At 54.9% G+C, this 22,071-nt stretch carries 21 protein-coding genes; 8 read left to right on the forward strand and 13 right to left on the reverse strand.

Annotated features, from left to right (window positions below):
• Positions 1-24: 24 nt before the first annotated feature.
• From ACL2XF_RS10790 to ACL2XF_RS10800, 3 genes are read right to left on the reverse strand one after another with little or no spacing between them, the layout of a single operon-like run.
• Positions 25-825 (reverse strand): pyrroline-5-carboxylate reductase family protein, encoded by an 801-nt coding sequence (locus ACL2XF_RS10790; protein WP_410015518.1) that lies wholly within the window; start codon positions 823-825, stop codon positions 25-27.
• Positions 826-859: 34 nt separating this feature from the next.
• Positions 860-2,017, reverse strand: a complete 1,158-nt coding sequence (locus ACL2XF_RS10795) for a M20 aminoacylase family protein (protein WP_410015519.1) — start codon at positions 2,015-2,017, stop codon at positions 860-862.
• Positions 2,018-2,076: 59 nt separating this feature from the next.
• The gene (locus ACL2XF_RS10800; RefSeq protein ID WP_410015520.1) at positions 2,077-2,790 is read right to left on the reverse strand and encodes a GntR family transcriptional regulator; all 714 of its coding nucleotides are present in this window, start codon (positions 2,788-2,790) and stop codon (positions 2,077-2,079) included.
• A 517-nt stretch (positions 2,791-3,307) separates the two neighbouring features.
• Here ACL2XF_RS10800 and ACL2XF_RS10805 point away from each other — a divergent pair.
• The 7 genes from ACL2XF_RS10805 (at position 3,308) to ACL2XF_RS10835 (ending at position 10,319) form a co-directional block, all read left to right on the forward strand.
• Entirely contained in the window at positions 3,308-4,426 is a 1,119-nt protein-coding gene (locus tag ACL2XF_RS10805; protein WP_410015521.1) for an ABC transporter substrate-binding protein, read from the forward strand.
• Between the two features lie 50 nt (positions 4,427-4,476).
• Entirely contained in the window at positions 4,477-5,370 is an 894-nt protein-coding gene (locus ACL2XF_RS10810; RefSeq protein WP_410015522.1) for a branched-chain amino acid ABC transporter permease, read from the forward strand.
• A complete protein-coding gene (locus ACL2XF_RS10815; protein WP_410015523.1) occupies positions 5,363-6,250 on the forward strand; it encodes a branched-chain amino acid ABC transporter permease in 888 nt (295 codons plus the stop codon). Before ACL2XF_RS10810 ends, ACL2XF_RS10815 begins: the two co-directional genes overlap by 8 nt.
• Positions 6,247-7,026: an ABC transporter ATP-binding protein gene (locus ACL2XF_RS10820; protein ID WP_413728571.1), complete on the forward strand. Its 780-nt coding sequence runs from the start codon at positions 6,247-6,249 to the stop codon at positions 7,024-7,026. The genes ACL2XF_RS10815 and ACL2XF_RS10820 overlap by 4 nt, the downstream gene beginning before the upstream one ends.
• Positions 7,023-7,742: an ABC transporter ATP-binding protein gene (locus ACL2XF_RS10825; RefSeq protein ID WP_413722561.1), complete on the forward strand. Its 720-nt coding sequence runs from the start codon at positions 7,023-7,025 to the stop codon at positions 7,740-7,742. Before ACL2XF_RS10820 ends, ACL2XF_RS10825 begins: the two co-directional genes overlap by 4 nt.
• A gap of 65 nt (positions 7,743-7,807) precedes the next feature.
• The gene (locus tag ACL2XF_RS10830; protein WP_413728572.1) at positions 7,808-8,650 is read left to right on the forward strand and encodes a VOC family protein; all 843 of its coding nucleotides are present in this window, start codon (positions 7,808-7,810) and stop codon (positions 8,648-8,650) included.
• Between the two features lie 148 nt (positions 8,651-8,798).
• On the forward strand, positions 8,799-10,319 hold the full coding sequence (locus ACL2XF_RS10835; RefSeq protein ID WP_410015527.1) for a glycoside hydrolase 43 family protein: 1,521 nt from the start codon (positions 8,799-8,801) through the stop codon (positions 10,317-10,319).
• Between the two features lie 31 nt (positions 10,320-10,350).
• On the opposite strand, the gene ACL2XF_RS10840 is transcribed toward ACL2XF_RS10835, so the two are convergent.
• The 10 genes from ACL2XF_RS10840 to ACL2XF_RS10885 all read right to left on the reverse strand — a co-directional run bounded on the left by ACL2XF_RS10840 (position 10,351) and on the right by ACL2XF_RS10885 (position 20,458).
• A complete protein-coding gene (locus ACL2XF_RS10840) occupies positions 10,351-10,926 on the reverse strand; it encodes a DJ-1/PfpI family protein (protein WP_410015528.1) in 576 nt (191 codons plus the stop codon).
• A 34-nt stretch (positions 10,927-10,960) separates the two neighbouring features.
• Positions 10,961-11,659 (reverse strand): oligogalacturonate-specific porin KdgM family protein, encoded by a 699-nt coding sequence (locus ACL2XF_RS10845; RefSeq protein ID WP_413722557.1) that lies wholly within the window; start codon positions 11,657-11,659, stop codon positions 10,961-10,963.
• A 329-nt stretch (positions 11,660-11,988) separates the two neighbouring features.
• Entirely contained in the window at positions 11,989-12,855 is an 867-nt protein-coding gene (locus ACL2XF_RS10850) for a Cof-type HAD-IIB family hydrolase (protein ID WP_413722556.1), read from the reverse strand.
• On the reverse strand, positions 12,834-13,793 hold the full coding sequence (locus tag ACL2XF_RS10855) for a hydroxyacid dehydrogenase (RefSeq protein ID WP_413722555.1): 960 nt from the start codon (positions 13,791-13,793) through the stop codon (positions 12,834-12,836). The genes ACL2XF_RS10850 and ACL2XF_RS10855 overlap by 22 nt, the downstream gene beginning before the upstream one ends.
• Positions 13,794-13,842: 49 nt before the next feature.
• On the reverse strand, positions 13,843-14,682 hold the full coding sequence (locus tag ACL2XF_RS10860) for a PTS system mannose/fructose/sorbose family transporter subunit IID (RefSeq protein WP_413728573.1): 840 nt from the start codon (positions 14,680-14,682) through the stop codon (positions 13,843-13,845).
• Positions 14,675-15,478, reverse strand: a complete 804-nt coding sequence (locus tag ACL2XF_RS10865; RefSeq protein ID WP_413728574.1) for a PTS mannose/fructose/sorbose/N-acetylgalactosamine transporter subunit IIC — start codon at positions 15,476-15,478, stop codon at positions 14,675-14,677. The genes ACL2XF_RS10860 and ACL2XF_RS10865 overlap by 8 nt, the downstream gene beginning before the upstream one ends.
• A gap of 14 nt (positions 15,479-15,492) precedes the next feature.
• Positions 15,493-15,984, reverse strand: coding sequence for a PTS system mannose/fructose/N-acetylgalactosamine-transporter subunit IIB (locus ACL2XF_RS10870; protein WP_413728575.1), 492 nt, complete (start codon positions 15,982-15,984; stop codon positions 15,493-15,495).
• Positions 15,985-16,008: 24 nt separating this feature from the next.
• Positions 16,009-17,184 carry a glycoside hydrolase family 88 protein gene (locus tag ACL2XF_RS10875; protein WP_413728576.1) on the reverse strand — a complete coding sequence of 392 codons (1,176 nt, stop codon included), beginning with the start codon at positions 17,182-17,184 and terminating at the stop codon, positions 16,009-16,011.
• Positions 17,181-17,660, reverse strand: a complete 480-nt coding sequence (locus ACL2XF_RS10880) for a PTS sugar transporter subunit IIA (RefSeq protein ID WP_410015536.1) — start codon at positions 17,658-17,660, stop codon at positions 17,181-17,183. The genes ACL2XF_RS10875 and ACL2XF_RS10880 overlap by 4 nt, the downstream gene beginning before the upstream one ends.
• A 191-nt stretch (positions 17,661-17,851) precedes the next feature.
• Positions 17,852-20,458, reverse strand: a complete 2,607-nt coding sequence (locus tag ACL2XF_RS10885; RefSeq protein ID WP_413722554.1) for a sigma 54-interacting transcriptional regulator — start codon at positions 20,456-20,458, stop codon at positions 17,852-17,854.
• A 351-nt stretch (positions 20,459-20,809) separates the two neighbouring features.
• Between ACL2XF_RS10885 and ACL2XF_RS10890 the strand changes: the two genes are divergently transcribed.
• On the forward strand, positions 20,810-21,976 hold the full coding sequence (locus ACL2XF_RS10890) for a metallophosphoesterase (RefSeq protein ID WP_413728577.1): 1,167 nt from the start codon (positions 20,810-20,812) through the stop codon (positions 21,974-21,976).
• Positions 21,977-22,071: the final 95 nt, after the last annotated feature.

The raw sequence follows: 22,071 nt of genomic DNA on the forward strand, positions 1-22,071 counted from the left end.
CCGGTAGCTTTATTTATAGTCGGTCTAACCTTTAGAAAGCTCCGTCGTTCTTCTGACTGCGGTCATCACGCTGCGCTGCAACCCCGCGGCAAAATCGCTGTTGTTGAGTTCGTACAATCCGTTGATTCCCACACCGGCAGGCGAATTGTTGATGTCCATCAGTTGACGCGGATGCCTCCCGCTGGCTTTCAGCATTTCCACGCCGCCGATCAGATTCTCCCAAACCACTTTACTGGCCTGCGGCCGCGACAATCCGCTCAACACACCGGCATCCGTCAGCGATTCAATAAAGTAATACACATAATTCACCCCGGCGACGGCAAAACCGGTAAAGGCGTCAATGAGCCGTTCCTCGAGCAGCATCACTTTGCCGAAACTTTCCAGAAACGGCATCAGCGGCTCGGGTTGCACGTGCGGGTTGAACACCACGCCACTGTAGCCAAAACCCGTGTCAGTCAGGGTGTTGGGAATGGTGCGCACAATCGGGCGGGTAGCCCCGAACAATGTGCCCAGGCGTTCAAGGGTAACGCCCGCAATGATCGAAATGATGGTCGCCTGCGGCGAGGCGAGCTGGCAGATATGCTTCGCCACGCCGGCAATATCGTCCTGCGGACGGACGCCAAGCACGATGTATTCCGCCGCCGCCAGCGCTTCGCCGTCATTCAGCGGCGAAGCAAGCTGATAACGCTCGCGCAGCGCGGCAATGCGCCCGGCATCAATATCCATAAGCGTAATCTGGCTGGCCGAAACGGCCTGGCGGCTCAGGGCTGCGCGAATAATCGCTTCCGCCATCTGACCGGCGCCGACAAAATGAATCTGACTCATAATTGACTCCGTAAAAATGAAAACAGTGTGAGAATTAGTCTTTCAGCAATCTGTTCACCAGCGTTGCCCATATACCGATGCCCAGCGGGATAAGATCGTCGTTAAAGTCATAACGCGCGTTATGCAGGGAAGCAGAAGGGGTTGCGCCATCGGCGCCCAGCCAGAAATACGCGCCGGGACATCGCTCAAGCAGATAGCCGAAATCCTCTGCCGCCATCGACGGCGCATTATTGAAATGCACCCGCGTCACGCCGGGGGAATGCAGCGCCGCCGCGCGCACCGCTTCCGCCTGCTCCGGATGATTTTTTGTCACCGGATAACCCCATTCCCAGCGGACCTCGCCTCGCACGCCATAGGGCAACGGCACGGCGTTGACGTACTCTTCAATCAGCCGCCAGCAGGTGACGCGCGTTTCGTTGCTCAGGCAGCGCAATGTGCCGGACATATGCAGCGTTTCGGGAATCACGTTGATAGCCTCCCCCGCCTGAAGCTGCGTCAGGCTGATCACCGTTTGTTCCAGCGGCGATAAGCGGCGTGAAATCAGGCTTTGCAGCGACAAAATAAGTTGCGCGCCGGCAACCACCGGATCGGCGCCGAGCTCCGGCATGGCGGCATGGCAGCCTTTTCCGGTCAGCGTGATATAGAAATTATCCTGGGAGGCCATCATCGGCCCCTGGCTAACGGCGACGTCGCCGACCGGCAAACCCGGCCAGTTGTGCAGCGCGTAAACACTGCTCATCGGAAAGCGTTCAAACAGCCCTTCATCCACCATCATCTTCCCGCCACCGGCGTTTTCTTCGGCAGGCTGGAAAATGAAATGCACCGTGCCGCGGAAATGACGGTTTTCACTCAGATGACGCGCCGCGCCAAGCAAAATGGCGGTATGTCCGTCGTGACCGCAGGCGTGCATCAGGGCAGGGTTTTGCGAGATATGAGCAAAATCATTCAGTTCCTGAATCGGCAGCGCATCGATATCCGCGCGTAAGCCAATCGATGGCCCTGCGCCGTTGCGCAGCGTCGCCACAATACCGGTTTCGGCAATGCCGCTGTGTACTTCCAGGCCGAAGGACAACAGACGCTCGCTGATTTTCCTGGCGGTACCGTGTTCTTTCAGACCCAGCTCAGGCCGGGCGTGGAATTCACGGCGCAACTGTTTTGCCTGGTCGATAATGTGTTGGGAAATGACGACCATAGATCCTCTGTGGTGATCTGCATTGATATATCGGTTTTTTCACAAATCCGGCGACAACGTCACAGCGTCTGTTTTTTACCGAAGTAAATACGTGCCAGCCCTTCTTTCGTCACTTCAACCGCATGTTCCGCGCTGAGCGAGACGTGCCGTTCAATTAACTGCGCGCCTTTGACAGCATCGCGGTGACGCAGCGCGGAGATAATGTCGACATGTTCATCGTAGGCGTTAATCCGGCGACTTGGCGTTTCCAGATCGATACGGCGGAAGAAACGGATGAGTGAGTTGAGGCTGTCGAGCATCTCGTACAGACGCGAGTTATGCGAGATGCGGGCAATTTCCATATGGAACTTCTCATCGGCTTTGGCTATTTCCGTCCAGTCAGTGATCTCACCGGCGTCCGGCTGTTTGTCGCTGATCGCTTCCCAGATAGCGGCGGTCACGGCGATTTCTTCATCCGTCGCGCGCTGGCAGGCAAAGCGGAATGTCGCCTGCTCAATCACCATGCGTACTTCATATAATTCGCGCACGCCTTCCGGCGTAATGTCACGGGCATAAAATCCGCGATTGGGGACAAAACGCATAAAACCCTCTTTCGACAGGCGGTTCAGCGCTTCCCGTACGGGTGTTCTTGACACACCGAGCTGGCCGGACAGCTCGACCTCATTAACACGTTCGCCCGGTCGGAAGTGGTAGTCGATAGCCAGTAGTTTGACCTTCTCGTAAACCTTCTCAACGCTGTCGGCACTTCGGGGCTTTTTCTTTGGAACAATCACTGAGTCTCCTGTTGCGCTTAATTTTTTTGCTGACACCGTGCTAATACTCAATATTTAACATTGCAGCAGATATTCAATAATAGGTAATGTTTAAAGTGATATCACAGGAATAAACTTCACTCAACACATGATTGCATACACTTTTGCGTTCACTTTAATTAATACTTATATATCAGGTAATTAATAACAATATGTTATTTAAGCCTATTATTTATCCATTAATTATCAAGTTGCACTATTGCAGTGCGACTGTTGCTCTAAAAAAGTGAAAAAATAGTCCTGTCGCGGAAAGAGATATTTTAAATCTGGATAAATGAATCATAGCGCCCTGCCCGGTTTAACCTTTTTTATTACACCTTTTTCCGTTGTTTTCCTTCATTATTTGATCTTTTTGCCCCACCCTTCACGCGTTGTTTTTTTAATAAGTGTACACATGGCATAAAACTTGCCTTTGAACATAAGTGTATTCACTTGTTCATTCACTTTATCGTAGTACTAAAAGCTCCGGAGAACCCTAATGAAAACCCGCTTTCGCCGTATCGTTATTCTGTCTGCGTTGACCAGCCTGCCGTTGCTGAGCGCCGTTCCCCCCGCTTTAGCCGATATCAAACTGGGCGCCATCCTGCCCTTAACCGGTACCAGCGCCAGCATTGGTGAAGATCAGCGTCGTGGTATTGAACTGGCCGTTGAGAAGCTCAATGCCAAAGGCGGCGTCGCGGGACAAAAGCTGGATGTGGTGGTGGAAGACTCGGCGGGAAGCCCGGTAACAGGGCTGAATGCGGTCAGGAAACTCACCCAGGTGGATAAAGTGCCCTTGGTCGTGGGCGATTTTTCCTCAAGCGTCACCATTCCCATCGGCCAGTATCTGGTGAAGAACAATCTGGTCCACATCAACATTTCCGGCACCAGCGCGGATGTACGAAAAATAGGCCAATCCTCTTACAGCGTGATCGGCCTGGATGATCTTTCCGCCCGTTTTTCCGCCGATGACGTGTGGAAACAGGGTTATCACAATGTCGCTTTTATCGCGCCGGATGGCGCTTACGGCCAGGGCATGGCGCAGCAGTTCAGGCAGGCGTTTGAAAAGCTGGGCGGTAAAGTGACGGCGAAAGTGCTGTACGCCAGCGGCCAGCCTTCCTACCGCCGCGAACTGGAGCAACTATCCCGCGCCAAACCTGACGCCTATGTCTACACCAGCTACGGCCAGGACGCCATCGTCCTGAACCGTGAAGCCTGGGAACTGGGCATGGGCAAAACGCCGTGGTATGGCATGTATCTGACCATGGCGATTGCCGATTCACCGGCGCAATACACCAACGGGCAGATCGGCATGGAAGTGTCCGGCATGGCGCAAAAAACCGACGGCCAGAGTTACGGCGACAACTATCAGCAGCGTTTCCACGAAAAACCCCGTTCCGTCTACGGCAGCTACGCCTATGACAGCATCATGCTGGCTGCGGCGGCCATCGATAAAGCCCACGACGCCAGCCCGGCGGCGCTGATCGCCGCCATGAAAACGGTCGCGCCGACATTTACCGGCATAACCGGCACGCTGAATCTGGACGCTGATAATCAGCGCCAGACCCAACCTTACCTGAAGGTGAAAGCCTTTAACGGCGAACCCGTAGCGCGCTAAGGTCACCGGCCGCGATCGTTTCCTTGTGTCATTTTGTTCAGGAAAGCATCATGTTGCAGTTTATTGTTGATACGCTAATCCGCACCGCCGATTTGTCCCTGGTCGCGCTCGGGCTGAGCCTGGTCTACGGTTTGGTACGGTTTGCCAATATCGCCCATGTACAGTACGCCATGGTCGGGGCCTTCCTGACCGCCGGCGGCATGAAAATGGGCATGCCTTTTTCGCTGGCGGTGTTGTTTTCAGCGCTGTCGTGCGGCATTTTAGCCGTGCTGCTGCATCACTGGGTGTTTCAGCGCCTGCTTAACGCCGGGGCGGCGAATGCCATGATAGGCTCCCTCGCCGTCTCGATGGTCATGATTGCACTGATATTAGGCGTCGAGGGATCGGCGCCCGTCAGCTATCACCTGCCGATCGGCAATACCTGGCAGTGGGGCGAAATCCGCATTTCCGCTGACGAATGCTGGAGCCTCGTCGCCACGGTCGCCATCATTCTTATCTTCAACTTTTTACTGTTTTTCACCCCGCAGGGGCGTTCCATTCGCGCGCTGGCCAGTAACCGCGAGCTGGCGGCGGCATCCGGTCTGAATGCCAAAGCCATCATCCACACCGTCAATATGATCGCCGGCATGATCGCCGCCGTCGGCGGCGCGTTGATCGCCATGAACGGCAGCGCGTATATCAACCAGGGAAATGACCTGATGCTACCGGTACTGGCCGCCGCCATTCTCGGCGGGCTGGGCAACCCGATGGGCGCCATTTTCGGCGCGCTGCTGATTGCCGTGACGGAAACACTGGTCACCAACATTAACTGGGGATGGCTGTATGGCGAGGAAATGGTGTTTATGCCAACCACCTGGATTAACGCGGCGTCGTTCGTGATGCTGCTGCTGGCCCTGCTGCTACGCCCTTATGGCTTATTCAACCGGGAGGTGCGCCGTGTCTGAATTTCTGTTGCATATTTTCTGCATCGCCGGCATTTACGCGATGATTGCGCTGGCGCTTAACCTGCAGGCCGGTTATGCCGGTTTGCTCAACTTCGGTCATATCGCGTTTGTCGGTATCGGGGCTTACGCCATCGGGATCGGCAGCCAGTTTTCCTTGCCTTTATGGCTGGTGATCCCGGCCGGGATCGTGCTGGCCATGATGGTCTGCGCCGTCATGGCGCTGCTCGGGCGTCAGCTTTCCGCCGATTACTGGGGGATCGCCACGCTGGCGCTGGCGGAAATCATCCGTATTGCGGTGATCAACGAAGAAGGACTGACCGGCGGCGGCCAGGGGATCGGCAACATTTCCGCGCCGTGGTCTACGGGTCTGCAACAACAGGATGTACTGATCTTCACCGTGCTGGTCCTGCTGTGTATCGCTCTTTGCACTGTTATCTCTGTACGCGTGGGCAACAGCCGGTTCGGGCGTGCTTTACGGCTGATGCGCGAACAGCCGCAACTGGCGATGTGCCTGGGATATTCACTGCTGTGGCTCAAATGCCGGGCACTGATGTGCAGCGCGGTAATGTGCGCTATCGCAGGGATGTTGCTTGCCTGGTACACCAACTACGTCAGCCCGGATTACCTGCTTTCTTCCGAAACCTTCCTTATCTGGAGCATGGTGATGATCGGCGGCATCGGCAATGTGCGCGGGGTGTTGGCTGGGGTGGTGGTGGTCGAAGGGTTATACAACTTTATTCCCTTCGCCAAAGACTGGCTGCAGATGAGTTCTGATCTGACCGGCGCGCTGCGCCTCGGGCTGGTGGGGCTGGTGATGCTGATCGGATTGTTACTGCGTCCGGGCGGTATTCTGCCTGAAAAGCTGAGGATCATGCCATGACGATATCTCTGTTCGTGGACAACATCAGCAAAGCCTTCGGGGGCAATCAGGTGCTGAAATCGGTCACGTTTAGCCTGCAAAAAGGCGAGATCCTGGGGCTGCTGGGGCCGAACGGTTCCGGAAAAAGCACCCTGCTCAACGCGATCTCCGGGTTTACCGCCATCGACAGCGGCACGATTACCGCCGGCGCAGAGCGCATCGACAAAATGCCCCCACACCGCATCATCAGGGCAGGCATTGCGCGCACCTTCCAGCTCCCGGCCATGCCGGCGAAAATGACGGTCATGGAGGTGGTGATGGCCGCCGGCACCCGTCATCACGGTATCTGGAACGGGCTGTTTTCACTGCCTTCCGGGCGGCGGGCTGAGAGGAAAGATCATATGAAAGCCACCGGATTGCTCGACACACTGCTATTGACCAAAGTACGGGATCTGCCCGCTGCGGCGCTTTCCGGCGGCCAGAAAAAACTGCTGGGCATTGCCTGTGCGCTGATGGGCGATCCGGACATCCTGATGCTTGACGAACCGATGGCCGGTGTACACCCGACACTGCGTCAGGAGTTGGTGGCGACGCTGCAAACCCTTAGCGGCAACGGTATTTCACTGGTTATCATCGAGCATGATATGCACTTTATAACATCGCTTTGCGAGCGTTGCATTGTGCTGGATCGCGGGCATATCGTCGCCAGTTGCCATCCCGATGATTTATCTAAAAACCAGGAAGTGCTGGATGCCTATCTCGGCGGCGCAAGCCGAGCCCTGAAGGAGGCCGTATGATCAGAATTCATGATGTCGTCGCCGGTTACACCCCGGGCGTGGATATTCTGCAGGGCATTTCGCTGGACGTTTCCCAGGCGGAAATCGTCACCCTGCTCGGGCCAAACGGCTGTGGGAAATCCACCCTGCTCAAATGCATCGCCGGGTTTCTGACGCCGCGCCATGGCGAGGTTCGTCTTAACGGCGAGGAAACCGGCACCATCCCGATCCACCGCAAAGTCCGCGAATGCTCGCTGGGTTTTGTTCCGCAGCTCGATAATGTGTTCAATAGCCTGAGCGTGGCGGAAAATCTGCAAACCGGCGGCCAGTTTTTGCCGCCGGCCAAACGTAAACGGCGCATGGAACAACTCTGCGAAATGTATCCTTTGTTGCGGAAAAAATGGCAGGCGCCGGCCTCGGCGCTGTCCGGCGGCGAACGGCAGATTCTGGCCCTCACCCGCGCGCTGATGCCCGAACCGGCCATTTTGCTGCTGGATGAGCCTTCAGCCGGGCTGTCACCGAAAATGCTCGACGAAGTATTCAGCGCGATTCAGGCCATTCGCCAGCTGGAAAAAGTCACTATTCTGATGGTCGAGCAAAATGCGATGGAAGCCCTGCATATCTCCGACCGCGCCTATATTCTTGCGCTCGGCAACGTCGCGCTGACCGGCAATGCCCGTGATTTACTTAGCGATACGCGCATGAGCGAACTCTACTTTGGAGGGCGCACCGCGTAAACCATGCTTTTATCCTCCACCCCATGTTCAACGACGCCAATACAAACAGATTGGGAGAATAGGCTATGTCTCAGTTAACCCCGGTGATCGATCACGCGGTGATCAATGTTGACGATCATCTTGACGATGCGCGGGCGTTATTTCTCCGCCTGGGATTTCAGTTGACCGCACGCGGGCATCACTCGATGGGTTCGAGTAATCATCTGGCGATTTTTGGCGAAAACTACCTGGAACTGCTGGGCTATGAACAAGATAACACCGGCGCCGCTAAAGGTTTGTGGCAACCGCCGTTGGGCTTAGCCGGTCTGGTCTGGAAAACGGGCGATGCCGGTGCGGCCTTTCGGCAGTTACAAGCCTGCCGGTTGGCAGCCGAGCCGCCGACCGCTTTTTCCCGCCGGGTTACCCTGCCCGATAGCCGCATTGTTGAAGCCCGGTTTTGCATCACCCGTATCGATGCCCGCCGGATCCCCAACGGTTTCAGTTTTTTCTGCCAGCATCTGACGCCCGATGCGGTATGGCAGCCAGCGTGGCAGCAACATCCGAATGGCGTGCAGGATCTCTGCGGGTTTGTGATGGTGGCGGACGATACGGAAAACGCCATGCAGATCTATGCGCAGCTGTTCGGGCCGGAACATGCGTTCAGCAAAATGGGCGGGGAATATTTCCTGCAGGCGGGGAAAACCCGGCTGCGGTTTATCACTCCCGAGCAAGCCAGACAGGCGTTTATCGCCCTGCCGGAGGATTACGCCGGGGAAACGAGAATGAGCGCACTGGAGTTTCGGGTATCGTCCCTGGCACAGGTAAGAGCCGTCCTGGAGAAAGGAGATATCCGGTTCAGCGCAACCCATAACAGGGTTGTTGTTTCCCCGGCCGCGGCATTTAAGGTCACGCTGAGTTTTCGCGAGTAAGTTGTAAGGCGCAGGCATTCAACACAAGGCCGCCCAGGGCGATTACTGGTCACGATAAATCTCAATATATTGATATATATGAATTTTAATTCTTGGCGTAAAAATTGCTTCTCATCCTGTCAGGTTCTACACAACAGCGAACAGGCCAATGTCTTTATTTTATAAAAATCCCATTATCCACGCCGACTATGCCGACCCGGATATCATCAGGACCGGCGGCGATTTTTGGCTGGTGTCGTCCAGTTTTAATCACGTTCCCGGCCTGCCCCTGCTGCACTCGCGCGACTTGATCCACTGGACGCTGGTCAACCATGTGGTGCCGCGGCTGCCGTTTGCCAGCTATAACGCAGTGCAACCCGGCAAGGGCATCTGGGCCCCCAGTATTCGTTATCATGCCGGGCGCTATTGGGTTTTTTTCAGTACCCCGGACGAGGGTATTTTTGTCTGTCACAGCACCGATCCGCTGGGGGAATGGAGCGCGCCGCATTGCCTGCAAAAAGTGTCCGGCTGGATCGATCCCTGCCCGTTCTGGGATGACGACGGCCGCGCATGGCTGGTCCATGCCTTCGCCTATAGCCGCAGCGGCATCAAAAATAAGCTTCAGTTAATCGAGATGACGCCAGATGCCTCGCGTTTGCTGGATGACGGGCAGATTATTTTTGACGGCACGCCCTCCCATCCGACGCTTGAGGGGCCAAAGCTGTACAAACGCGCAGGCGAATACTGGATATTCGCTCCGGCCGGCGGAGTAAAACGCGGCTGGCAAACCGTGCTGCGCGCCGCCCGCCTTCAGGGGCCGTGGGAAAGTCGCGATGTACTGCACCAGGGCGACACCTCTGTTAACGGTCCACATCAGGGGGGCTGGGTGGCGCTGGAGAATGGCGAGGATTGGTTTCTCCATTTTCAGGATAAAGGCCTGTATGGCCGGATAGTTCATTTGCAGCCGCTGCGTTGGCTCGACGACGGCTGGCCGCTGATCGGCGAGACCAGCGACGAACCCGGCAAAGGGCAACCGGTGCTCATACATCCGATACCCGATTTGCCTTACTGCCCCGGCGAAATCCAGTCCAGCGATGATTTTGCCGACGGCCGCCCCGGTAAGCAGTGGCAATGGCAGGCCAATCCCGCTGACGACTGGATAAGCCCCGGCCGGCCGGGGCTACGGCTGCGCTGCGCGCCCTTAGCTGCCTGGAATGGCGTACCGGCGTTATATACGACGCCACAGCTCCTGCTGCAGAAATTTCCAGCCGTCCGTTTTTCCGTGTGCTGCGGCGTTACCCCGCACTTTCTGCAACCCGGGGATGAAGGCGGGCTGATGGTTTATGGAGAACGCTACGCCGCGCTGACGCTGTATCTAGAACAAAAGCGCCTATGGCTTGGCTTGCGCCATGGCTGGATAAGCGAGCGCGGTATCTTGACGGAGCACAGGGCGCCGGTCGCTGATGTCACCGATTATCGGCTTTTGGCGCTGGCCTGCGATGTCGGCGATGACGGGATTTGCCATTTCCGCTATCACGCCGCTGGGCAGGCCTGGGCAACGGTATCGCCACGGTTTTCCGCCGGCGCGGGAAAATGGGTCGGCGCTAAAATGGGTATCTATGCGGCTTCAACGAATCACCATTCCAACGGAAATATCCACTTTGACTATTTTACAGTTAAGAAAAAATAACGCCGGGGGCGGTAAATCCGCCCCACAGACGCTACAGCCCAAGGGATAAGCGATGGTAAATATGTTCGGCCTGCCGGCGTATCCGCGCCTCATCGCCGGTTAGACGCATTGCAATGGAAAAGGCAAAATCGAACGCCGTCCCCAGCCCCCGTCCACTTAATAAATTACCGTCTTCCACTACCGGGGCGTCGACATACACGCCGTCAGTAACGGTAGCCGACAAAGTGCCGGAACAGACATAACGGCGTCCTTTTAACAGCTTATGCGGGGCAAGGACGCGTGCGGCCGCTGAGCATAGCGGGCAAAGCCATTTTCCCGCATTATCATGGCGACGAATAAAATCGATCGCGGCCTGGTTCTCAGCGAGGTTTTGCGCCCCGAGGGGGCCGCCCGGGATCACGACCGCGTCGTACAGCGCCGTTGGACTTTCGCTGATTAACGCATCAGCCGTTACATGCAGGCCGTGGTAGCTGACCAGCGTGCGAGTGGCGCAGCAGGCCAGCATGGTTACCGCTATATCAAGCCGCTTTAGCACATCAAGGATAATAATCGCCTCGGCCTCTTCAAATCCCGGCGCCAATAATAGCGCCACCTGTTTTACTCTCATAGCGTTTGGGTGGGCCGCTCACCCACCCCCTTTATCAGAATAAATAATAGCGAATTCCTAAACGGAACCGCACCTGATTATCATTATTTTGATCCTGGTCCAGCCATGCCACTTCCGCATAGGGCATCCAATGCTGATTAACACGATAACGGGCGACAATGCTCGGTTCCCAATGGGTTTTTTTACCATTGGAAGCATAATAATCGCCTGTATTAATGAAAAACTCAGGATTAAGCTGTAGCCATAATTTATCCGTGGCCTGATAGTTCAGGAACAGATCAATTTGATGACTATCATTATAATCCATTTCATTATTATAGTCCCTTTCCTGGTGGGTCATGTGATTATAACGATAACGCGTTGATACATTAAAAACTTTACTGAATTTATAATCCAGGCTGACATAGGGCGCCAGTTTGGTGCCGCCACTATCAATATCCGTTAAGCCGCCTGGGGTAATACTCCATTTATCGGCTAAAGGTACCGGATACCATCCCTCATATTCCTGAAAAGAACTTCTCAACTGACCGAAATCCTGGCCCAAATCATACATTGACGAGACCAGCACACCAGCCCCATTATCAAAAATATGACCGGCGCCAATTTTATACTGGTTTTTCTCTGATGCGGTGGTATGTGCATAACGGTTATCGATCCAGGTAGCGGATGCCATGGCGTTCAGGGTACAACAGGCCACAGGCAGACCTATGGCCAGAAAAGTTATTTTTTTCATATTCTATCCTGCTCTTATTTTTGTTTGATCATTTGTGATAAACAGGGACCCACGGAAACAGCCATTCCGTGTATCAGCTTATTAAATGACAACGATATTGTTTATCTCATCAAAAAATTCATTACCTTATCCTTATCGGCCAAAAGAAATAAAGTTAAAACTTTTCGCCGACATGACAATAAAGCAATTGTTATGCCAGATTATTAATTGCTTTATTTACAATGGGTTATTTGTATATATCGTTATTTTTTCTACACTCCAAAAATAATACGCCCGCTATAACATTGTGTTTAAAAAACTCAGGGCAATCATCAACACTAAATTTGAACCTAATCACACTCAAATAATTTACTGTTAATAACAAAATGCTCAAGAACCTTTGCCGCCCCATCATGTTCGTTATTATCCGTCACCCAATCGGCCAGTGATTTTATTTCTGGCGCAGCATTGCCCATTGCCACCCCTACGCCGGCAAAGAAAAGCATTTCTTTATCATTTTGTTCATCGCCCACTGCGATAATATGCCTCGCTGGAATATCCAGACGTGCGGCCAAAGTTCGGCAGGCGGAACCTTTATGTACGCCCTTTTTCATCACTTCATAATAGTTAGGCTCACTGCGAACAAAATGATAGCATCCGGCGATATCCGCAGGGATCAATATCGGTAACGCGTCGATTTTTTCCTTTTGCTCGATAAACATCATTTTTGGCGGGCGGCGCGGCGTATTCTGCCAACCGTCTGGCAATGTCATCACCGGCAGTTGACTAAACAGATGCCCGCCCGCGTCTGAGGTGAGCGGAAAATCAGTCAGTAGCTGATTATTTTCGAGCATATAGCAGGCATACCCCAACCGCCGGCCGAGCTGACTCAATATCAGGACATCGCGGTGGTCGAGACATTCCTCGGCAATACACTGTCTTTGTTGCTGGCTCCAGATAATAGCGCCGTTACAGGCGATGACGTAACCAGGCATATCGCCCAACGGTAATTGCCGCAGCACATTGCGCACGCTGTCCAATGAACGTCCCGAGGCCAGGGCGATCGTGACGCCAAGCTTGGCTGCGCGCTGTACCGCGTCTTTGAACCGCGGGGTGAGTTTTTTTTGCGGGGTCAACGCCGTACCATCCAGATCAAAAACAACCAGGCGATAGCAGCTACCTCTCGCAGCAGCGGTTATGTCATTATCTGATGGCAAAGGGCTTCTCCTTGTAGCCAACGACTGAATTCCGCCAGTACACAGTCAGCCAGGCGCTGGGTTTCATGATTCAACGCGCCGGCGATGTGGCTGCTTAATTGGATATTCGGCAGTTGGTAGAGTGGCGAATCGGCCACGGGTGGTTCCGGTTTGGTGACATCCAGCAACGCGGTAAGGTCCGGGCGCCGGCTGAATACCTCAATCAGCTCCGGCTCATTCACCTGTAAGCCGCGCCCGGTATTGATAAACACCGCCCCAGGGCGCATGCGGCGAAACAAACTCCCATTCAGCACGCCGACATTATCGGGACGATTCGGCAGATGGTTGCTGATAACGAACGCCGTTTCAAACACCTGCTCCAGCGATACCGTCCGGCGCGCAGCGCGCGACGGCACGCTGACGACGTCAAGCTCGAATGGCGCCAGCAAGCCGGTTAACGTTTGTGCTATCGCTCCGGCGCCGAGCAATGCCACCTGTTCCCCATAAGCGCCGGGCGCAGGATGCCGGTTACTCAGGTCATCAAATACCGCGGGAGCGCCATAGTCGCGATGATTACGGAAATAGCCTTTGCAAGCCAGCAGGATCTGCGCCAGACAAAATTCCGCCACCGACACGGCGTTGGCCCGCCAGGCGCTGACCACGGTTATCCCCCGCGACAGCAATGGCGCTGAGAACGTTTGCGTCGTCCCGGCGGCGTAAAACACCGCTTTCAGTTTTGGTAATTGATCGAGCTGCCGTTCGCTCAGTGGAAACATTCCCCAACTTGAGAAGATCACCTCAACCTGCGCCAGCTTTGGTAATTCCTGCGCCAGCATATCCTGCGTCACGATACGCGGGTAAAGCCGGCATAGCGCGGAAAGCCGTTGCCAACGGCCACGGGAGAAAACGTGCAAAAATTTTTCAGGCTGGTTGGAAAAGCAGGCGGCGTGACAAAGCATATCCTGAGTCCATAAGTCATCCCCTCTTCGCATGAAAAGGGGATGGGGGTTAGACAATGCCGATGCCGGCGGCGGCGAAGCCAAGCACAATCAGGACAATAAGCACTTTGTTCGGGCTGACCTTTTTATTCAGCAGACGCAGGCAAACCAGCACCAGCAGGAGCGGAATCAACCCAACGCAAATTTTATCGAGGATCTCCTGCAACACGAATGGCTGCCCGGCAATGGTGGTTTTATACGTGGTGGTGAACTTTACCATCGAGGCGCTCATCGCCCCTACCATCATCAACCCCATGATGGAGGACGCCTTAGTGATACACCCCAGCAGCCCAGATTGGGTGGCCTCGGCGATATATTTCGACCCGAGCCGGTAGCCCATGACCCCGCCGTAATATCGAATCAAATAGCTGGGAATGTTGTATATCAGCAGGAACAACAGCGGCCCGAGAGGGTTACCCTGCGAAGACAAGCCAATGGCTATGCCGGTGGCGATAATACGCAGCACGCCGTAAAAAAATGAGTCGCCTACACCGGCAAATGGACCCATCAGCGCCACTTTAATGCCGTTAATACTCGAGGTATCAAATGCCGGATTACCGGCATTCTCCTTTTCCATCGATAACGTCAAACCCATAATAAACGGCGCCAGATGCTGGTTAGTATTGAAAAATTGGCTATTGCGCTTAAGCGCATCCAGATAGCGATGAGGCTCTGGATAGATTTTGCGCAGCATCGGCGCCAGCGCCCAGCCATAGTTCAAGCCCTCCATGCGGGTAAAATTCATCGCCCCCAGCAATTGGAATTGGCGGATAAATAACTGGCGGAACATTTTCTTTTCGTCTTTATCGCTGCTATAGGCGACAGTGTCTCTTATCTGGATATCAGTCATTAAAGAACCCATCCTTATCGTCGACGGAAACCGCATGCGCATTGCCGGCGTTTTGTTTGTTTAATTTGAGTTGATTGAATTCGTTAAAGCACAGGTAAACCGCTATGGAGGCGGCGATAATGGCGATACCCATGATCGGCAGTTTCAAATACGCCGCCAGCGCAAAACCAATAAAAAAGAAGGCGGCGATATTGCGATGCCAAAGCGCTCTAAGCAGGATGGCGAACCCCAGCGCCGGCAGGATGCCGCCCACCGCGGTCATGCCGCGCATCACGGTACCGGGGATGTTCTCCACCAGGCTGCGGATAACGTCGGTGCCGAACAGCACGCCGAAAAAGGCGATGATCGCAAACGGCACGCCATAAAACATCGTCATGCCGAAGGTCAGGCCAAGCGCCGCGCGATCATGGCCCTGTTCAAGCAGGGCGTCATATTTTTCCACCAGAGCGGTGTACACCAGCTTCAGCACCTGGTAGACAAACACCGCCAGCAGGCTTATCGGCAATGCCAGCGCCACGGCCACCGCCGGTTCGGCATGGGTCAGGATGGTAAAGGCGGTGGCCAGCACCGAACCCACCGCCAGATCGGCGGGCACCGAGCCGCCGATAGTGATGGTGCCGAGGAAAATCAGTTCCAGGCTGGCGCCGATAATGATGCCCTGCTGAAAATCGCCCAACACCAATCCCACCATGGCGCCGCAGACCAGCGGACGTTCAATTAACGGCTGGCCGAGGGTGTGGTCGAAGAATTTGGCGATATACATCACCAGAGCAACAAGTAATGCCGGAGTTAACATACTGTCCTCGCTTTTCAGGCGTTATTAAGCATCTCAATGAGATTTTTCACCGGGTGGGAAGGCAACACCTGGTAGTCCACTTTTACGCCGCACCCGGCAATGGCGAGGAAATCCGCCACGTCTTGCGGCGTCACATAAACGGTGTCGCTGATTTTGGTTTTAGCCGCCAGGTTATCGGTGATACGTCCGTAATTGGCGACGTTCAGGTGCTTGATGGCGGGTACTTGCTCAATCAGGCGGCGGGCATCGGCCACATTGTTGACGATCACCAGGATTTTCATGTCCGCGGAGCGCGGATCGTTAAGGGTATCCCCGGCGTCCTTAACCGCCATGATGGCGCATTTCGCCGTATCCGGCGCCGCCATGCGCAGCGACATTTTCTGCACGTCGTTGGCCACGATCTGGTCGTTCGCCACGAGAATGCGGTTCACGCCCAGGTGCTTAGTCCATACCACCGCCACCTGGCCGTGGATTAATCGATCGTCAATACGAACCAATGAAATCATGTTTTTTTCTCCTGTTATTCGTCTTTACCAGTAGGGTGTCCAGATACGGGATAGGCGCACCAGCGCTTCGAAATAGAAATAATCGCCCCAGAGATTAGGCACATTAATGCCCATATTGCGGCCATGGTTGTATACCCCCTCGCGCAGCAGGCCATCTTCATGATGCGCGAAATAATGATGGTGCAGATTGCGCATCATCAGGCCGATAGCGTTGATATAAGCGGGGCGCAGCGGATCGCTGAGCGGCAGTTGTTTCAGTAATTCGGCCAGCCCGCACACCGCGATCGCGGCGGCGGAGGTATCACGGAATGCGTGGTCCTGCGGCTTGAATATCAAATCCCAATAACAGACATAGTCATCAGGCAAGCGGTTAAGAAAGTAGTGGCTCAGCTTGCGCGACAGCTCGGTATAGGCGGCATCGCCGGTGTGATTAAAGCCGAGCGCAAAGCCGTACATCCCCCAAGCCTGCCCGCGCGACCAGCAGGAATCATTGCTGACCCCCTGATGGGTATCGCCGCGCAACGGTTGCCCGTTGTGGATATCCAGGTAGAAGGTATGAAAGGTGGAGGCGTCGTCGCGCACCAGATAACGTGAAGCCTGCGCCAAATGGCATCGGGCCGCCTCCCGCCACTGCCGGTTGCCGGTTTCGTTCGCCGCCCAGAACAGCAACGGCACATTCAGATTACAGTCGATAATCATGCGCCCCTGGCGCGCCGGATCGCTTAAATCCCCCCACGCCTGGATAACGCCTGCGGTGGGGTTAAAGCGGCGGTACAGCAATTCCGCGGCGCGTAACGCCAGGTCGCGTGCACGTTCATTGCCGGTCAGCGTCCAGGCATTGACGCAGGAAAGCAGATACAGAAAACCCAGGTCGTGAGTATCCACTTTGATCAGCCGGTCGAGACGCTCCTCGAAGCTTACCAGCAGCCCTTGCGCGCAGCGGCGGTATTTGTCGTCACCGGTGACCTCCCACGCCAGCCATAGAAGGCCGGTCCAAAAGCCCTCGGTCCAGTCCACTTTCTCTACCGCCGGGTAACGCCCGTCCCGCGCGCTGGCCGCTGGGAACGTGGCGGTAAAACGCGGCAACATGGCATCGATGCTTTTCAGCACGTCGCCAATCGCGGCCTGCAGCCATGCCGGCGTCAAATAGGATTGCCCCGCAGCGTAACGCGGGTCCAGGGATTCAAGCACGACGCTCATTGCTTTTCCTCCGCGGCGAAGAAATCATCGTCATCGCGGTTAGCGCCGCCCAGATTCTGGCGCGCGCTGACAATTTCCGGCAGCGTATTCATATACTGCATGGCCTGGGTGGCCATATGGATAGCTTCCGCGATGCGCGCCGCCGTTTCCGCGAGTTCCGACATGCAGAACTCCATCAGCATGATCAGGTTAGCGCCGCTAATCACATGCATATGGGGAAAATTCATCATCACTTGAATCGCCGTATTATTAACGCTACCGCCTTTCATATCGGTAAACAGCACCAGCTCATTGCCGCGCCGCGCCGCTTCCAACGCGATAGCGTTGAAGCGCCGTGTCAAATCAGCCGTGGAGCCAATGTCGCCACAGTAAGCGCATATGGGAGTGACGCCATGATCGTTGCCGATAAGTAAATCAAGCCCGGAAATAATGCCTTTAGCATACTGGCCATGACTGGCGATAAAGACCTCTCGCATTCCGCTTTCCTTAAATGATTACTGATAACCCGCCCTGGCAATGCAAGAGCTATGCCATTAAATAAATTTTGTTTAAAAACAAAGGATTAATTATTGTTTTCCACACTAATATTTCTGTTCAAAGCACTGGAAAACCGAGTGTGGAAACATGTGCCCGACGGTAAAGTATGCCGCAAGGCCAAAGGACAGGGTCACGCCGGCTGTGGGGCGATCCAGGGCTCCATGATTTCATAAATCATCAGAACCTCGGTGACGGGCAGCGCGATGTGATATTTGCGGTTCAGCGCCAGGAAAAAGGTGTCATGCCCTGCGACAAAGGCGTGTTGGTCAGCGGTTAGCTGCGCGTCATCACGGTTACGCATCCCGGCATTGACCATGACGCGTTCAATCATTAGGGCAAGATGCATAAATAAATTAATGCGCAGATAACTTTCGAAATGTATTTTATAAAAGGATTCGTACTGCTTAATGACCGCGTCCACCTCATCAATGATCACCACCGGATTGAGAAAGTTAAGCCTGCCGGCAACGCCTTCCACAGTAAATAATTTAACCACCTCGTCAATCATTGTTTCCAGTCCGTCCGAGGTCAGCAGATCGGTAAAATAGTCGCGGCGCAATACGGCGGTTTTCTCTTTAATCAGTTGTTCCACGCTTAACAGCGGAATATAGCCCGCATCCAGATCGGTGGTAGTGATAATAAGCCGCGTGCCGTTCAGCGCCGGGTCAGAGCGGGCGATTTTCCATTTCACATCGTCATATTCCATAGTGACGATATCAATCTGATCGCAGGCCAGATAACGCTGCACGATATCTTTGAGTTTGTGCGAGATGCCTTCGCCGGAAATACAGGTAATGATAATTTTATTTCCCGGCAGCACGCCGGCGTAGTAGCGGGTTTCCACTTCATAGGCGCCTTTGACGCTGTCGATAATGTCCTTCATCGCCAGGCGTGACTGGATCTTTGAGGCAATATCCAGCGCCATGGCGGTGCTGACGTTATTGATCACCAGCAGTTCGCCATGCAGATGGAGTTTTATTTCCTCATAAATCGCCTTCAGCGACCCCATATCCACCAGGATTATCAATCCGGCGCTCTGCTTGATGGCGTCCAGGTGCTTGATCAGCATATCAATGATCTCGCGTGTCGAGGTCGCGTTGGGCATATCGAAAGCTTTAAATATATAACCGCCGGTCAGCTGATTGGCGATACCCGCCAGACTGGACGCCGTGGAGCGTCCGTGGGAAACAATCACCCCCTGGATGAGGTCATCGTCACCGGCCAGGGTGTTAAATGCGCTGCCGAGCAGCGGCGGCAACAGTAAAAAAGCCTCATTAACGACGTGCTGTCGCAACAGGTCTACGCACTCACCGGCCAGCAACCGCGCCTTGCTGGAAACATAATCGGTTATCGCCCGCAGTTCATCGGCCTGTGCTGCGCCGCCGGCATGATGTAACGCGTAATTCAGGCACAGCCAGACAGCTTTGCGGTGATCCTGACTGAACGTCAGGCCGGTTAAGTTCTCCAGCTCATTGATGGCATGCATGGTGTTTTGCCAGACATAACCGCTGTAAGGCGAGGCCGGATTCAGAACGCCGCCAATCGTCGTCAGCAATTGTTCCAGCTTGCGATTGAGCAACAGCGTATTGCCGCTGTGGCAGAACTCTTTGAAAATGACGTCATCGCGCATCGCTTTAGGCAGCAACATCGACACATCAACGTCACCGGCCCGGTCACGGTGGGAAATCAGCAGCATTTCACCGCCGCCGGAATGGAGGTGCGGCGAATTCAGGGTGATAAATTTCGCGTTATCCCCGTCGCTCCATGCGCTGGCGCACATCACCTTAATTTGGTTTTTCAATTCGCCGATATTGCCCCTGATCGGCGACATGACCAGTTGATGCATAAGGGCGGCATCCAGATGAATATCCCTTGCCAGGCTGCGTGCCTCGCAATGCAGAAAATACTCGACCTGCGCCACCCGTTCAGTGAGCGGACGTGAGATGAAATTCGGCAGCGTGACGCGCACCGGGATGCGGCGGCGGAAAGTATTGAGCAACACGGTATCAATATTTTCTGTGGTGGCGAAAATAAACCGAATGCTGGCCGGACGACGGGTACGATTATCACCGAGGCGGTAGAAATAGCCTTTATCCATAAACAGGAACAGCTTTTCCTGGTTTTCGGCGGAGAGCCGGTGGACTTCATCAAGAAATAAAAAACCGCCGTCCGCCTCATCGAAGGCGCCGCGCTTCTCCCGGTCGGCGCCGGTGAACGCCCCCTTGATATAACCAAATAATGTGCCGGACAATAGCTCAGGATTATTGGCATAATCGGCGCAATTCAGCTCGATAAGCGGTTTATCAGCCGCGATAACGCCCCGTTCCAGCGCGTAGTCATATATCACGCTGGCGAGATGGCTTTTACCCACCCCGCTTTCACCGGCCAGCAGCACCGGCAGGCCGCCGGTGGGATAATCTACCGCCGAGCGGCACATTAATACCGCTTGCGCCAGACTTCCCTCAACGCCAATCAGACGGCTGAAGGCATCCAGTGCTTTTTTTTCCACCCGCGCCAGCACGGATCGTGTTTGTGCCGTATTGACAAAAAAACGTACGGGCCGGGTGTTTTCTTTGATTAATTTCCCATCATCGCATAACCGATTGAGATAATGACTGATTACACTGCGGCCGATCGGCACTAAATTCGCGCAATCCAGCGCGGTAAAACCGCTGTGATTGCCCGAATAATGGGTCAATATGGACTGGTACAGTTTATCTTTTGCTGACATGGTCATGGTGACAATCCGTAAGAGAAACGATGCCCGGAAGGAATAGTTAGACACTAGACACTACTTTTCCCGTTAAACACTGAGCACTCTCCACCGAACTATAAAAAAATGAAACCGTGTTTTAACTATTATTTGATCTCCTTCACAATACCATTGCCCTCCTGCGGCGGCCCGGCCTATGCCCGCCGGCCGTCTCTGTGCCGTCATAACCGGCTATACCGTCAGGCATCTGCACGTCCTTAAACGGCGTCAGCAGTGCCCCGCCGCCCGCTGGGGGATAACGTCAGACGCTGACGCGGGAGAGTGAATTCGGCTATCCTGAGAGAGGTGATATCATGTAACAAGGAAAGATTATCTATGCTCCGTTCCGCATTTTTCATTCGCCTCATCAGCATAGTCACGCTGTTGCATGTGTATATCGGCGTGCGGCTCATTGCCGCCTTGCCTGTCGGCACGCCATTCAAATGGCTCGCGGCGCTGCTGCTGGCGATGTCTGCTGTGCTGATCCCGGTCGGCATGGCCGCGCGCAATATAAAAAAACAGCCGCTGTCGGACCGGCTGGCGTGGGCGGGATTACTCACGATGGGTTTCTTCTCGTCGCTGCTGGTGCTGACAGCGCTGCGCGATATAGGGTTGCTTTTGCTGCATGCCGTGGACAGTTTGCCGGGCGTCACTGCGGCGACGGCGGAGTTCACCGCCGTCAGCGCGCTGTGCGTACCGCTCGTTGCCATACTCCTCACGCTGTTGGGCGTTTACAACGCGCGCCGGAATGCGCCGGTGAAAAATATCGACATCCCTATCGCGGGACTGGCGGCGGGGCTGGACGGCTTTCGCATCGTGCAGATCAGCGACATCCACATCGGCCCGACCATTAAACGCGGTTATGTCGAGAAAATCGTCGCAACCGTGAATGCGCTTGAAGCGGACCTGATTGCTGTGACGGGCGATGTCGTCGATGGATCCGTGCCGCAGCTCGAGGCGGATACCCGCCCCCTTGGCGCGTTATCGGCGCGGCACGGGACCTTCTTCGTCACCGGCAATCATGAATATTATGCCGGCGCGGATACCTGGATCGCTGAGTTTCGCCGGCTTGGCTTCCAGGTGTTGATGAACGAACATGTGGTGGTTAACCACGGCGGCGCGCGCGCCATCGTGGCGGGCGTGACGGATTACAGCGGCGGCAACTTCGACCCGGCGCACGCAAGCGATCCGCAGAAAGCCATGCGCGGCGCCCCTGGCGATATCCTGTTCCGGCTTTTGCTTGCCCACCAGCCACGCTCTGCGACGGCCGCCTCGGAAGCGGGCTTCACGCTGCAATTGTCCGGCCACACGCACGGAGGCCAGTTCCTGCCGTGGCAGTTCTTTGTCCGTTTGCAGCAGCCGTTCGTACACGGGCTGGACAAGCTCAACGATCTTTGGGTATACACCAGCCGCGGCACGGGCTATTGGGGACCGCCGATACGACTGGCCGCACCCTCTGAAGTCACGCTCCTGCGCTTAGTGGCGCATCCGCCTGCCGGTTGATGGTGGGCGCCGTGATGGGGTACGGCGATGCGCCACCCTCCCTCGCCCGTGGAGACGGTTTGAAGCGCGGGCGATGGCCAATATAAGAGACCATG

Source organism: Sodalis sp. RH19, assembly GCF_047324215.1.
Taxonomy (GTDB): Bacteria; Pseudomonadota; Gammaproteobacteria; order Enterobacterales; family Enterobacteriaceae; genus Acerihabitans.